Genomic DNA, 13193 nt, shown 5'->3' with positions numbered 1-13193 from the left:
GGCCATAGCTTCCAACAGTGCTGGCTTCGCCGTCACTTCCCCATGGTTCAACTGCCCGGACGTATCATGCGCAGCCGCCTGTTACAGATTGCATCCTGCCTGCTGCTTACCGCCGCCACCGCCAGCGCGGCGCAGGCCCTCGACCTCACTCAACAACGCCAGTACTACGACGAGGCCAAGCGCGCCCTGGCCAAGGGCGACAAAGGCCCTTACCTGCGCTATGCCCAACAGTTGCGCGACTACCCGCTGACGCCTTACCTCACGTACGACGAGCTGACCGCGCGCCTGAAAAGCGCCAGCAACGAGGAGATCGAAGGGTTCCTGGCCAAGCATGGCGACCTGCCCCAGTCCAACTGGATGAAACTGCGCTGGTTGCGCTGGCTGGCCGAGCGCGGCGAATGGAATACTTTCGTCAAGTACTACGACCCCAAACTCAATTTCACCGAACTGGACTGCCTCAACGGCCAGTACCAGTTGAGCCACGGCCTGCGCGCCGAAGGCTATGCCACGGCCGACAAGCTGTGGAACGTCGGCAAGTCGCAACCGGCGGCCTGTGACACCCTGTTCGGCATGTGGGCCGCCGAAGGCCAACTGACCGAGGCCAAGCGCTGGAACCGCGCCAAACTGGCGGCACAGGCACGCAACTACGGCCTGGCCAACAACCTGGTCAAGACCTTGACCACCCTCGGCCCACAAGGGCGTCTGCTGATCGACGTGGCGCAAAAGCCCGAGCTGCTCAACCAGCCATCGCGCTTCAGCCCGGTCAACGAAGCCATGTCCGACGTGGTCAGCCTCGGCCTGCGCCGCCTGGCCCGGCAGAACCCGGAGCGGGCCATGGCGCTGCTCGACGACTACGCCCAGCGCATGCACTTCTCGCGCGATGAAAAAGTCGCCATCGCCCGCGAAATCGGCCTGACCCTGGCGCGCCGTTACGACCCTCGCGCGCTCGACCTGATGACCCGCTACGACCCCGAGCTGCGTGACAACACCGTCAGCGAATGGCGCCTGCGCCTGCTGCTGCGCCTGGGCCGCTGGGAGGATGCCTACGAGCTGACCAAACGCCTGCCCCAGGACCTGGCCAGCAGTAGCCGCTGGAAGTACTGGCAAGCCCGCAGCCTTGAGCTGGCCCAGCCGAACAACCCGCAGGTCACCCTGCTGTACAAGACCGTGGCGCGCGAGCGTGATTTCTATGGGTTCCTTGCAGCCGACCGGGCGCAGACCCCCTACCAGTTGAACAACAAGCCACTGGTACTGAGCCCGCAACTGGTCAGCAAGGTGCGCAACACCCCGGGCATCCAGCGCGCGCTGGAATTCCATGCCCGCGGGCAGATCGTCGATGGGCGCCGCGAGTGGTACCACGTCAGCCGCCACTTCAACCGCGACGAGATGGTCGCCCAGGCACGCCTGGCCTACGACCTGCGCTGGTACTTCCCGGCCATCCGCACCATCAGCCAGGCGAAGTACTGGGATGACCTGGATATCCGCTTCCCGATGGCCCACCGCGACACCCTGGTGCGCGAGGCCAAGGTCCGTGGGCTGCATTCGAGCTGGGTGTTCGCCATCACCCGCCAGGAAAGCGCCTTCATGGAAGATGCACGCTCCAGCGTGGGCGCCAGCGGCCTCATGCAACTGATGCCGGCCACTGCCAAGGAAACCGCGCGCAAGTTCAGCATCCCGCTGGCCTCGCCTGCGCAGGTGTTCAACCCGGACAAGAACATCCAGTTGGGGGCCGCGTACCTGAGCCAGGTACACAGCCAGTTCAATGGCAACCGGGTACTGGCTTCTGCGGCCTATAACGCAGGCCCCGGACGAGTACGCCAGTGGCTCAAGGGCGCCAAGCATTTGAGCTTCGATGTCTGGGTCGAATCGATACCCTTCGATGAGACACGTCAGTATGTGCAGAACGTGCTGTCGTATTCGGTGATCTACGGGCAGAAGCTCAACTCGCCGCAGCCGCTGGTGGAGTGGCACGAGCGGTACTTCGACGATATGTAGCTGCGTCGGGGTCGTGTAGGGGCCGCTGCGCGGCCCTTTCGCAACGGAAGGCCGCGCCTACAAGACCTCGACTTCCATCCCCACTTCAAGTACGCCACTGCCATCCACGGCCAGGTTCTGGCCGAACAACACATCCCCCTCCTTCTCGCGGAACGTCTTGAGCGTGGTCATCGGCTCGCGGTCTGCGCTGCGCTCGCCGGTCAACGGGTCGATCGTGGTGAAAATGCAACGCACACTGGGCTTGAGCACTCGAAACTCCAGCGCGCCGATGCGAATCCGCTTCCAGCCATCCTCGGCAAACGGCTCTGCACCCTGCACCACCAGATTCGGCCTGAACCGCAGCATCTCCATCGGCCGGCCAATGCGCCGGTTCAATTCGTCCAACGAACCCTGGCCGATCAACAGCAGCGGAAAACCATCCGGAAACGCTGCACGGTCACTGTTGAGGCCATAACCATTGGGCAGATAACGCGCCCGCTGTTCCGGGCAATAGACGAGCCGCACGTCCTTGCCAAGCAGCGCCGACAGCCACAGCGCTGCCGCGTCGCCGGCATCCGGTACCCGCAGGGTGTCACGCCACAGGGTCACCCCCCGCAGGTCGTCGTCTGCAAGCGGTACGGGCACGCGAAGTGGCGCCTGCCCTGGGGCCTCCAGCAACAACTGCCCGGCAGCATCGTAGCTCGCCCTGAGCTGGCCGAGCTGTGGCCAGGCACGCTGGGTGAGAAAGCGGCCATTGTCTGCCTCCACCACCATCCAGCGACGGTCACCCAACAACCCCAATTGGCCAACCGGTGACGCCTGCAGGCTTTGCGCCCGCCCCGACTTCACCGGGTACCGATACAACTCACTCAGAAACATCCCTGCCGCCTCGCGTCATTCAAAACGCCAAGCTTATACCCCGCAGGGCCCGGTATCACGCAGTAGCGGAATCCAGCAGCAATCGCTGCTTGACCACCTCGACCAGACGATCCGGCTGGAACTTGGACAAGAAGTTGTCACAGCCAACCTTCTTGACCATGGACTCGTTGAAACTGCCCGACAACGAGGTGTGCAGCACCACGTAGAGCTGACGCAGGCGGGCATCGCTGCGGATCTCGGTGGTCAACCGGTAGCCGTCCATCTCCGGCATTTCAGCATCGGTGAACACCATCAGCAGCTTCTCGCAAACATCCTCACCGGCATCGGCCCAGCTCTTGAGCAGGCGCAAGGCTTTCAGGCCATCGCTGGCCACGTGCAACTTCATGCCCAGTTGCGACAGGGTGTCGCGCAACTGCGCCAGGGCTACGCTGGAATCGTCCACCAGCAGCACTTCACGCCCTCTGGCGCGGGCCAGCACCGGGTCGGCGAGGCGCTCGCCGGAGACCTTGGCGTTGTAGGGCACGATCTCAGCCAGCACCTTCTCCACATCGATCACTTCGACCAGTTGCTCGTCGACTTTGGTGATGGCGGTGAGGTAATGCTGGCGCCCGGCACTGGTAGGCGGCGGCATGATCGCTTCCCAGTTCATGTTGACGATGCGGTCCACGCCACCCACCAGGAAGGCCTGCACCGAGCGGTTGTACTCCGTCACGATGATGGTGCTGTCCGGCCCAGGCTGCAGTGGGCGCATGCCAATCGCCTGGGACAGGTCGATCACCGGCAAGGTCTGCCCACGCAGGTTGACCACCCCGCAGACGAAGGCATGGCGCTGCGGCATCAGCGTCAGCTTGGGCAGTTGCAGCACCTCCTGCACCTTGAACACGTTGATCGCGAACAGCTGCCGACCTGCCAGGCGAAACATCAGAATTTCCAGGCGGTTCTCACCCACCAATTGCGTGCGTTGGTCTACCGTGTCGAGAATGCCAGCCATTGGAAGCCCCCAGGCTTGAGTCGAAAAGTTGAGTTCTTCACCCTGTATCGGCGGATTCACGCACACCTTGACCCTTGCTGGAAAATGCCGCCGAGGCAATTGATATCACTTTACCATCATGCTTTACTGCGGGCACTTCACGGTGGCTGTCTGCCGCTTTGCACCTTGTTGCACCCTAGCCGCACATCAGGGAAACCCTTAGTGGCAATCGGGTGCAACCTGATGTTCGCGATATCCATTAGCCATTAATGTGACACCATTCTCATTGCATGAATGGAGTCAGGCTTTTGCTCGCTATCGTATCGCCGTGTCCGCCCCTTGCTGCAGCTCCAAGCGCTGGAGCGTCCTGATGGACAGTGCCTTATCGTTTGAAGCTGCCCTGCAGGAGTTTCTGCGGGATGCGCATGTCTTGCTGACTCAGTCCCAGGAGTGCCTGCAGCACCTGGAGCTGATCGACAACGATGCAGATGCCTGCAAGTGCCTGAACACCGCCCTCGACACCCTGGCCCGCCGTGCCAGCCGCCTGCAATTGGTTGAGGTTGCCCACTACACCACCGTACTGCAGCAACTGCTGGCACCCGCCTGCCAGCAGCAACGCCTGCTGCGTGGGGCCTTGCCGGCGACGGATGCCTGCCTGACTCTGCTGGCCTGGCAACTGGAGCTGACAGACCCCAGCACCGGGCAGCTGAACCTTGATAGCGGTGAACAGGTCACGCTGCTTACTGAATTGGCCAGTGTTTTGGAACAACCGCTACCGCAAACGTGTGCCTCGTGCGAAGAACAGGGCAGCCACTGCCTTCACCCACACGCAGACGCTACCCCCGACACGCGCCCTCGCGCTGCGCATTAACTCACCCGAAGAGCAACTAAGGGCCTTGTTCAAGCCCACGATGGTCTAACTTGGAAGTTCCCCCAAGTGTCGGCCGCAATACCGCTGGCATTAACCCGCTAGTTGCTCTGAAAGTGATTGCCAGCCGAATAACGGATGGCATTTTGCTACTTGCGCTAATCGGACGGACGTCCCGGAATACCCCGTAAACCATGAGGTTTCAAAGCGTTGCCCAGCAGCGACCAACGCCACGCGAAGTGTTACCATGCTCGCCAGCGAATGCCTGCAGTCTGTAACAAGGCTGATTGAGGACGTGACCCGGCAAAACTTCGAAAGTAATGCGCCAAAGCCTCTGGCAAGACGTGTGCAAGGCCTCCATCAGCAACACTTCAGTGGCTTCTCTATTTATGTTCCCACGCTTGAAGACTCCTCTGCGCTGCTGCTCCCGTACTGCGCTGCTGCGCTGGACGACGATAGTATTGTGCGTGGCCTCGGTGGTCGCCAACCTGCTGCTGTACATGGCCGGCAAACCGATGCCAGCCAGCCTGTTGCTGCTGCACGCTGCGGCGATGCTCGGCGTGGGCCTGCAGGTAAGCCTAGGGGCAGGGTCGATCCGCCTGCACCCGGCAGAACTGGCCAAGCGCATGCTCAAGGTTCAAGAAGGCGAGCGCCAGCAACTGAGCCGCGAACTGCATGACGACATCGGCCAACTGCTCACCGCCGCCAAGCTTCAGTTGCAATGGCTGCAACGGCGGGTGCCCGATGAACTGCACAGCCACTGCGATACCCTGCGCACCACGCTCGACGACGCCCTTGGCAACGTGCGCGATGTCTCCGCCCTGCTCAACCCGCGGCAACTGGCCAGCCTTGGGCTCGAAGCCAGCCTTCGCGCGCACCTGCTGCGCACGCTGGAAAACACCGACGTGCACTGGAGCCTGGCATGCAACCAGCGCCTCAGGGGCATTGACGAAGCCGTCGCGATGGCAGTGTTTCGCATCACCCAGGAGGCCGTGACCAACATGTTGCGCCATGCCCAGGCGCGCAACCTGTCGATCCGCCTGCAACGCAGCCCCGCCGGGCTTGCCTTGAAGATCGAGGACGATGGTCGCGGTTTTCTCCCCGCCAGGCACCCGGCCGCGTCGGGCCAGCGTGGCCTGGCTGGCATGCAGGAACGCGTGACAGCCTTGCAAGGCCGCCTGCAGATCACCAGCCAGCCGGGCCTTGGCACGCAGATCGAAGCCCTGTTCCCGTGGCCGCCGCGCACCCGGGAACGCGCCAGGACCTTGACCGCCCATGACCTGTAAATTGCTGCTGGTGGACGACCACTCACTGATACGCGCCGGGGTGCGCGCGCTGGTCTCCGACATCCCTGGCTACTGCGTGGTCGGCGAGGCCGACGACGGCAATCTGTTACTTGAGCAGGTGCGCACGCTGGCACCCGATATCGTTTTGCTGGACATCTCCATGCGCTCGACCAGCGGCCTGGATGCCCTGACCCAACTCAGCGCCAGCGGCAGCACCTGCAAGGTGCTGATCCTGTCGATGCACACCGACCCGGACCTGATCATGCGCGCCCTGGAAAGCGGCGCCCATGGCTACCTGCTCAAGGACACCAGCGCCACCGAACTGGAGCAGGCCCTGTGCGCCCTGCGCAACGGCGAGCGCTACCTCAGTCCGGCAATCGCGCACACGGTCATCAACCAGGCATTGCTGCATACCCAGCATCGCAAGCAACCGAGCGGTGAGCGCCACACCCTGACTGCCCGCCAACTGGAAATCCTGCGCCTGATCGTGCGGGGCAAATCGACCCGGGAGATCGCCAGCGGCCTGGGGCTTTCGATAAAAACCGTGGAAACCCACCGCTCGCAGATCATGAAACGCCTGCAGATTCACGATGTGGCAGGCCTGGTGCTGTACGCGGTGCGCGAAAAAATCATCAGCCTGGACGACTGAGCAACGGCGACCCGGCCGGCAAGTGCAGGCGCAGCGCCGCTGGCCTTGCCTCGAAGCGCAGGCTGTCGGCCTGCAACGGCTCGCCATCGAGGTTGATGTCCAGGCCCTGCGAGCTCTTGATTTCAACCCACGGCAACCTGGCTCGCACAAACAACCCATCGCCGGCCACCAGGTCGCGCAATGCCCCCACCACCTCCTGCGGCGCCGGCAGGATGGCGATGTCGAGCAGGCCATCGTCAGCCAGCGCATCCGGGCACAGTACCTGGCCACCGCCGGCCTGCCGGCCATTGCCGATACCCAGGGCCAGCAGGTCACCTTGCCAGTGAAAATCCGGGCCCTGCAGCTCTACCGACGCCGCCTGCAACTCGCTGAAACGCGACAACCCCGTGAACAGATAGGCAGCAGCGCCCAAGACCTTTTTCAGGTCCTCGGAGGTGTTGGCCGTGACCTGGCTGCCGAAGCCACCGGTGGCCATATTGAGAAACAACTGATCACCGACCTGCCCCAGGTCGATTGGTTGCGCCGGGTTGTTCAGCAGCGCCAGCGCCTCTGCCGGCTCCAAGGGCACCCCCGCAGCCTTGGCAAAATCATTGGCGGTGCCCAGCGGCATCAGCGCCAGGCTGGCGTCGGTCGCCGCCAGGCCCATGGCCTCTGCCACATCGCGCAAGGTGCCGTCACCGCCCCCGGCGACGATATGGCTGTAGCCGGCTGCCAGTGCCTCGGCCACCAGGCGCTGGGCATCCCCGGCCTCCCAGGTTACCCGCACATCCAGCACCCAGCCGGTCTCGCGCATTGCCAGAACGGCACTGCGCAGCGCTTCGTTCATCGCCTGCTTGCCGTGCAGGATCAACATTGCCTTGCGCCCTTGCATCGCGCTTCTCCGAGAAAAATGACCAACCCTGATCTCGACCACTGACGCACACTGATCGTTGCATACCGAACACAATAAACAATGGATTTCAGCCATTTTCCACACACCCGCCAATGCCCGGCTATGCTCAGAAAACGCACAGTTGACAAGTATTTGACCCAAGCGCTGAAAATCACCCTGCGAGTCAGCATATTGACTCGGTCAACCTTGGGCCCCTATTTCCGATAGCCATGGACGCGCCCCGGCAGCAGTGATCAGCTGACTGCCGATGGGCGCGTCTTTTCATCCGCGATCTGTAGCGAGGATTCCGGGACATGCGCATTCTCTGGACACTGCCCTACCTGCCTTGGCCGACCACCAGCGGCAGCAAGACCCGGCAATACCACCTGATGCGCGCACTCGCCCAGCGTGGCCACCGGATCACCCTGCTGGTGCAGTCCAAGATCCCCTTGAGCGACGCTGCCCGCGAAGCCCTCGAGCCCCTGCTCGAACGCTTGATCGTACTGCCCAGGCGTGCCCTGCACAGCCCGCTAAACCTACTGGCATCACCGATCATCGACTACCCCATGCGGGCGATCATCAATGGCCTGGCGCCCTGCCTCAGGCACCGCTTCGAGCAATTGCTGGACGAGCCCTGGGACGTCATCCAGATCGAGCACAGCTACAGCTTCCAACCGTTCGAGAAGGCCCTGCAGGCCCGCGGCCTGCCCTACATGCTCAGCGAACACACCTTGGAATCGGTCATGGGCGGCGCTCGCCATGACCGCCTGCCGCTATGGCTGCGCCCGCTCAACGCATTTGATCGCTGGCGCTACCGGCGCTGGGAGCAACGGGTACTGCGCCAACCCACTGAAGTGGTGGCCGTCAGCAGCCATGACGCCGAGCTGATCGCCCAGATCAGCGGCCGCCCGGTGAACGTGGTGGTCAGTGGCGTGGACTGCGACTTCTATCAGCAGGTGCAACCCTCGCTGCACAGCCAGCGCCTGCTGTTTGTCGGCAACTTCGAATATGGCTCCAACCTGGAGGCCATCGAATGGGCGCTGGAAGAGATCATGCCGCAGGTGTGGATGAGCAACCCAGCAGTGCGCCTGGCCATTGCCGGCCATGCGCTGCCCGCCAGCTGGAGGCTGCACTGGAACGACCCACGCATCGAATGGGTCGGTTATCGCCCCGACCTGCGCGAGCTGCAGCGCCGCTCGGCGCTGTTCTTCGCCCCCCTGCTTTATGCCGGGGGCTCCAAGGCCAAGGTGCTCGAAGCGATGGCTGCCGGGCTGCCGGTGATCACCACCAGCAAGGGTGTTTCAGGGCTGGCCGTGAACAACGCTGAGCATTACCTGGGCAGCGACGATGGCGACCAACTGGCGCTGCTGATCACCCAGTTGCTCAACCAGCCGTGGCGCATGGCGCAGTTGAGCGAAGCCGGCCGGCAATTCGCTCGCCAGCGTCACGACTGGAGTGTCGCGGCGCAGCAACTGGAAAACGTGCACATGCGCCTGCACCAGGCACAGCCCACCGACGCTATGCAACTGCTGGGAGGCTGGCTCGGTCGTTCAGCCAAGTAGCTCGCTGAACGGGATAAACGGCACACTGTCACCCAGCTTGGGCGTGCTGCCTTCGCGCACCTCCACCAAGCCTTCGGCCCAGGCCGCACTGCGCAGCACCCCAGAGCTCTGGTTCTTGTAGATGCGCACCTGACCATGCTCGATGCGGGCACGCAGGTACTCGCGCCGCATGCCTGGTTTGGGCCAGTCGAAGCCTGCCGGCATGTCGAAGCGCAGCGGCGTGACATCGGCCACACCCTGGCGCCGCAACAGGTACGGCCGCGTCAGCAGGCCAAAGGTGACCAGCGTGGAAGCCGGGTTACCCGGCAGGCCGATCACCGGCACACCGCGAAAATGGCCGAAGGTCAGTGGCTTGCCCGGCTTGATAGCCAGCTTCCACAAGGCCAGTTCGCCGGCCTCACGCAAAGCGGCCCCCAGGTAATCGGCCTCGCCAACAGAGACACCGCCGGTGGACAGGATCAGGTCAACATCGCCCAGTGCCCCCAGGCATTCACGGGTACGCGCCAGGTCATCGGGCAGAATCCCCGCATCCCGCACCTCGCACCCCAAACGCTGCAACCAGCTGACCAACAGGCGACGGTTGCTGTTGTAGATCTGCCCTGGCCCCAAGGGCAGGCCAGGCTCGATCAGCTCGTCACCGGTAGACAGCACGGCCACGCGCACCTTGCGCACCACGTCCAGGCGGGCCTGGCCGAGGGTTGCAGCCAAGCCCAGCTCGATCGGCCCCAGGCGTGTACCGGCGCTCATCACCTGCTCGCCCTGACGCGTTTCCTGGCCTTGTGGGCGGATGTTCTGGTCGGTTTTCAATGGTTCGAGGAAGCGTACCCGACCGTCGTCAGTCACGTCGGCGTTTTCCTGCATCTCGACACAGTCAGCGCCGGCCGGCACCGGTGCGCCGGTGAAGATGCGCGCACACGTACCTGGCTGCAGGGGCTGTGGGGCATGGCCGGCAAAGATACGCTGGCTGACCGGCAAGGGCTCGCCCTGCCAGTCCGCCAGGCGCAGGGCGTAGCCATCCATGGCGCTGTTCGGCCAAGGCGGCAGGTCGAGAGACGCCACCAGGTCGCTGGCCAGCACGCGCCCCTCGGCTTCGGCCAACGGCACGTTTTCGGTTTCCCGGATCGGTGCGGCCTCTGCCAGCGCAAGCAATCGCGCCAATGCGTCTTCCACCGGCATCAGCGGCCGGGCCTGATTGACCTCAGCCACGGCTTTCACAGGCCGCTGCCTGCTTCAGGTGTGGCACGAAATTGCACGGGCGATGGCGGGCATCGAGCTGCTCGGCGAGGATGCCGTCCCAGCCGGTGCGCACTGCATTGGTCGAGCCCGGCAGGCAGCACACCAGCGTGCCATTGGCCAGGCCTGCCAGCGCGCGCGACTGTACGGTAGAGGTGCCGATATCGGCCACGGAGATCTGCCGGAACAGCTCACCGAAACCGTCCACCTGCTTGTCCAGCAGGCAGGCCACGGCCTCGGGCGTGCTGTCGCGGCCGGTGAAACCGGTGCCGCCAGTAACCAATACCACCTGCACGCCTTCCTCGGCGATCCAGGTCGCGACCTGGGCGCGAATCTTGTACAGGTCATCCTTGAGCAACACCCGCGCCGCCAGTTGATGACCAGCCGCAGTCAGGCGGTCGACGAACAATTGGCCGGAGGTGTCGGTGTCGAAGGTACGCGTGTCGCTGACCGTCAGCACGGCGATGTTCAGCGGCACGAAGGGGGTATCTGCCTTGGCTTTCATGGGTGTCCGTCACAAGAAGATGGGATGGCGCATTTATAACACAGCACACCCCCGACACAGCGGCGCGCCCCTGTGCCCTTGCCCTTGCCCTTGGTCAATACTCAGGTTTTGCCGCTATGCTGCACTGTAAAGGAACTTGCGCGGACGCCCTGCGTCATAACTGTCATCTAGCACCATCGCACTGGAGAAACACGATGATTCAACGGACCCTTCCCGCCTTTCTGCTTGCCCTGGGCCTGGGCGCCCTCGCTGGCTGCGCATCGCCAACCGTCATTACCCTGAACGATGGTCGGGAGATCCAGGCAGTGGACACCCCTTCGTTCGACGAGGACTCGGGCTTCTACGAATTCGAGCAACTTGATGGCAAGCGTACGCGCCTGAACAAAGACCAGATCCGTACCGTCAAAGAGCTGTGATCTGGCTTCCCTTTTTGGCAAACGCCCTTTTAACAACAAGGGCTTGCGTGCAAAAAAGGGATGCAGTAGGATTTCGTTCATCGGAGTGTAGCGCAGCCAGGTAGCGCGTCTCGTTCGGGACGAGAAGGCCGCAGGTTCGAATCCTGTCTCTCCGACCACATCCTATTCAAGAAGCCCGCCTTGCGCGGGCTTTTTGTTGTGCGCCAAAAATGCCCCCTGCATGCACAGGGGGCGGTAGGCGCGGCTTACTGCTCGGCCTGCACGGGCACGTACAGCAGTTGCAAACGCTCGCTGCTCCATGCCCGGGTGTGGTTGGTCAGCTCAAGGTTGTTGTTCAGCTTCTGCCCGTAGCTGGGTACGATCTGCTTGAGCCTGGCCTGCCATTCAGGGCTCTTGAGGCGGTCCTTGAAGGTCTTCTCCAGCACCGTCAGCATGATCGGCGCGGCAGTCGAAGCGCCTGGCGAGGCCCCCAGCAGCGCGGCGATAGTGCCGTCCTGGGCAGCGACCACTTCAGTACCGAACTGCAGCACGCCACCGAGCACCGGGTCCTTCTTGATCACCTGCACGCGCTGGCCGGCCTGCAGCAGCTTCCAGTCCTGGTTCTTGGCATTGGGGAAGTATTCGCGCAGGGCATTCATGCGGTCGTCGAAGCTCAGCATCAATTGCCCCATCAGGTAGGTGCTGAGGTCGATGTTGTCGATGCCGGCGTTCACCATCGGCAGGATGTTGTGGCTGTTCAGCGACGCGAACATGTCCAGCAGCGAGCCGTGCTTGAGGTACTTGGTGGAGAAGGTCGCGAACGGGCCGAACAGCAGCACCTGCTTGCCGTCGATCATACGTGTGTCCAGGTGCGGGACCGACATAGGCGGTGCACCGACCGACGCCTTGCCGTACAGCTTGGCCTGGTGGCGTGCAACCACGTCCGGGTTGTCGGTCATCAGAAACTGGCCACCCACCGGGAACCCGGCATAGCCTTCGGCTTCGGGGATGCCCGACTTCTGCAACAGCTTGAGCGCGCCACCACCGGCACCGATGAAGACGAACTTGGCGTTGACCGCCACTTCGTTGCCGCCATTGGCCAGGTCGGCCACCACCACCCGCCAGGTGCCGTCCTCGTTGCGCACGATGTCACGCACTTCATGGCTGAGGTTCACGCTGACGTTAGGGTTGCGGGTCATCGAGGCGAACAGCTGACGGGTGATCTCGCCAAAGTTAACGTCGGTGCCGATCGCCATGCGCGTGGCTGCGACCTTCTGTTGAGGGTCACGGCCTTCCATCACCAACGGCGCCCATTGGCGGATCTGCTCGTGGTCTTCGCTGATCTGCATGCCACGGAACAGCGAGCTGTGCTGCAGGGCAGCGACGCGCTTGTGGAGGAAGGCAATGTTGTCGTCACCCCACACAAAGCTCATGTGCGGCACGTTGTTGATGAACGTCTTCGGGTTGCTCAGCACGCCTTGCTCGACCTGGTAGGCCCAGAACTGCTTGGAGACTTCGAATTGCTCGTTGACGCCCACGGCCTTGCTGATGTCGATGCTGCCATCCGTGCCGACACTGGTGTAGTTCAGTTCGCAAAACGCGGAGTGGCCGGTACCGGCGTTGTTCCAGGCGTTGGAGCTTTCTTCGCCCACCTGGTCCATGCGCTCGTAGACGTCGACCTTCCAGTTCGGCTCCAGCTCGGTAAGGTAGGTGCCCAAGCTGGCACTCATGATGCCGCCGCCGATCAGCAGGACGTCGACGGTCTTGTCCGGCTCTGCGGGTTTGGAGCAGCCGATGACGCTCAGGCAAAGGAGCGTCAGCAGGATTTTTTTCATTAGTAGCGCAATCCGATTGAAGTGAAGGATTGGCGCCCTAAAGCAGAGAGTGTGCCAACTGGCATTAGACCAATGGCTAAGGGGTGGGACACCCGGTCGCATGGCGACAATCCGCCACAGTTGCACCAGGTTCAGCGCAACAGTGGCGGATTTCCCCGCGCCGGAG

At 63.0% G+C, this 13193-nt stretch carries 12 protein-coding genes and 1 tRNA gene; 7 read left to right on the top strand and 6 right to left on the bottom strand.

Annotated features, from left to right (window positions below; genetic code table 11):
• Positions 1–66: 66 nt before the first annotated feature.
• On the top strand, positions 67–1995 hold the full coding sequence (locus HU766_RS04770) for a transglycosylase SLT domain-containing protein (protein ID WP_186654024.1): 1929 nt from the start codon (positions 67–69) through the stop codon (positions 1993–1995).
• Positions 1996–2052: 57 nt separating this feature from the next.
• Here HU766_RS04770 and HU766_RS04765 read toward each other — a convergent pair whose 3' ends face one another.
• Both HU766_RS04765 and HU766_RS04760 read right to left on the bottom strand, forming a co-directional pair.
• Positions 2053–2853, bottom strand: coding sequence for an MOSC domain-containing protein (locus HU766_RS04765; RefSeq protein WP_033700433.1), 801 nt, complete (start codon positions 2851–2853; stop codon positions 2053–2055).
• A gap of 55 nt (positions 2854–2908) precedes the next feature.
• Complete coding sequence (locus tag HU766_RS04760) at positions 2909–3844, bottom strand: chemotaxis protein CheV (protein ID WP_033700434.1); 936 nt, start codon at positions 3842–3844, stop codon at positions 2909–2911.
• Between the two features lie 349 nt (positions 3845–4193).
• Between HU766_RS04760 and HU766_RS04755 the strand changes: the two genes are divergently transcribed.
• From HU766_RS04755 to HU766_RS04745, 3 genes are all read left to right on the top strand, one after another.
• Positions 4194–4694 (top strand): histidine kinase, encoded by a 501-nt coding sequence (locus tag HU766_RS04755; RefSeq protein WP_186654008.1) that lies wholly within the window; start codon positions 4194–4196, stop codon positions 4692–4694.
• Between the two features lie 386 nt (positions 4695–5080).
• Positions 5081–5977 (top strand): histidine kinase, encoded by an 897-nt coding sequence (locus HU766_RS04750; RefSeq protein ID WP_047583288.1) that lies wholly within the window; start codon positions 5081–5083, stop codon positions 5975–5977.
• Positions 5967–6626 carry a response regulator transcription factor gene (locus HU766_RS04745; RefSeq protein ID WP_033700438.1) on the top strand — a complete coding sequence of 220 codons (660 nt, stop codon included), beginning with the start codon at positions 5967–5969 and terminating at the stop codon, positions 6624–6626. The genes HU766_RS04750 and HU766_RS04745 overlap by 11 nt, the downstream gene beginning before the upstream one ends.
• On the opposite strand, the gene yegS is transcribed toward HU766_RS04745, so the two are convergent.
• A complete protein-coding gene (yegS, locus tag HU766_RS04740) occupies positions 6610–7497 on the bottom strand; it encodes a lipid kinase YegS (RefSeq protein WP_186654004.1) in 888 nt (295 codons plus the stop codon). The genes HU766_RS04745 and yegS overlap by 17 nt on opposite strands.
• 314 nt (positions 7498–7811) lie before the next feature.
• On the opposite strand from yegS, the gene HU766_RS04735 reads away from it, so the two are divergent.
• Positions 7812–9059 carry a glycosyltransferase family 4 protein gene (locus tag HU766_RS04735; protein ID WP_186654000.1) on the top strand — a complete coding sequence of 416 codons (1248 nt, stop codon included), beginning with the start codon at positions 7812–7814 and terminating at the stop codon, positions 9057–9059.
• Here the strand turns inward: HU766_RS04735 and glp are convergent.
• Both glp and moaB read right to left on the bottom strand, forming a co-directional pair.
• Positions 9048–10274 (bottom strand): gephyrin-like molybdotransferase Glp, encoded by a 1227-nt coding sequence (glp, locus tag HU766_RS04730; RefSeq protein WP_186653996.1) that lies wholly within the window; start codon positions 10272–10274, stop codon positions 9048–9050. The two genes, HU766_RS04735 and glp, sit on opposite strands and share 12 nt — an antisense overlap.
• Positions 10258–10797 carry a molybdenum cofactor biosynthesis protein B gene (moaB, locus tag HU766_RS04725; protein WP_033700442.1) on the bottom strand — a complete coding sequence of 180 codons (540 nt, stop codon included), beginning with the start codon at positions 10795–10797 and terminating at the stop codon, positions 10258–10260. Before moaB ends, glp begins: the two co-directional genes overlap by 17 nt.
• Positions 10798–10991: 194 nt before the next feature.
• Here moaB and HU766_RS04720 point away from each other — a divergent pair, with 194 nt between their 5' ends.
• Both HU766_RS04720 and HU766_RS04715 read left to right on the top strand, forming a co-directional pair.
• Positions 10992–11213 (top strand): YgdI/YgdR family lipoprotein, encoded by a 222-nt coding sequence (locus HU766_RS04720; protein ID WP_027596642.1) that lies wholly within the window; start codon positions 10992–10994, stop codon positions 11211–11213.
• A gap of 81 nt (positions 11214–11294) precedes the next feature.
• A tRNA-Pro gene (locus HU766_RS04715) sits at positions 11295–11371 on the top strand.
• 87 nt (positions 11372–11458) lie between these two features.
• On the opposite strand, the gene mqo is transcribed toward HU766_RS04715, so the two are convergent.
• Complete coding sequence (gene mqo / locus HU766_RS04710; RefSeq protein WP_186653992.1) at positions 11459–13027, bottom strand: malate dehydrogenase (quinone); 1569 nt, start codon at positions 13025–13027, stop codon at positions 11459–11461.
• Between the last annotated feature and the right edge of the window lie 166 nt (positions 13028–13193).

It is taken from the genome of Pseudomonas sp. SWRI77 (genome assembly GCF_014269105.1).
Lineage (GTDB): Bacteria > Pseudomonadota > Gammaproteobacteria > Pseudomonadales > Pseudomonadaceae > Aquipseudomonas > Aquipseudomonas capeferrum.
This window is presented reverse-complemented; position numbering and strand designations above follow the sequence as displayed.

Excerpts from the sequence above, each read along its gene's own strand:
- HU766_RS04770 (WP_186654024.1), top strand. The coding sequence starts at position 67 with ATGCGCAGCCGCCTGTTACAGATTGCATCCTGCCTGCTGCTTACCGCC.
- HU766_RS04745 (WP_033700438.1), top strand. The coding sequence starts at position 5,967 with ATGACCTGTAAATTGCTGCTGGTGGACGACCACTCACTGATACGCGCC.
- HU766_RS04750 (WP_047583288.1), top strand. The coding sequence starts at position 5,081 with ATGTTCCCACGCTTGAAGACTCCTCTGCGCTGCTGCTCCCGTACTGCG.
- HU766_RS04735 (WP_186654000.1), top strand. The coding sequence starts at position 7,812 with ATGCGCATTCTCTGGACACTGCCCTACCTGCCTTGGCCGACCACCAGC.
- HU766_RS04720 (WP_027596642.1), top strand. The coding sequence starts at position 10,992 with ATGATTCAACGGACCCTTCCCGCCTTTCTGCTTGCCCTGGGCCTGGGC.
- HU766_RS04765 (WP_033700433.1), bottom strand. The coding sequence starts at position 2,853 with ATGTTTCTGAGTGAGTTGTATCGGTACCCGGTGAAGTCGGGGCGGGCG.
- mqo (WP_186653992.1), bottom strand. The coding sequence starts at position 13,027 with ATGAAAAAAATCCTGCTGACGCTCCTTTGCCTGAGCGTCATCGGCTGC.
- HU766_RS04755 (WP_186654008.1), top strand. The coding sequence starts at position 4,194 with ATGGACAGTGCCTTATCGTTTGAAGCTGCCCTGCAGGAGTTTCTGCGG.
- HU766_RS04760 (WP_033700434.1), bottom strand. The coding sequence starts at position 3,844 with ATGGCTGGCATTCTCGACACGGTAGACCAACGCACGCAATTGGTGGGT.
- moaB (WP_033700442.1), bottom strand. The coding sequence starts at position 10,797 with ATGAAAGCCAAGGCAGATACCCCCTTCGTGCCGCTGAACATCGCCGTG.
- yegS (WP_186654004.1), bottom strand. The coding sequence starts at position 7,497 with ATGCAAGGGCGCAAGGCAATGTTGATCCTGCACGGCAAGCAGGCGATG.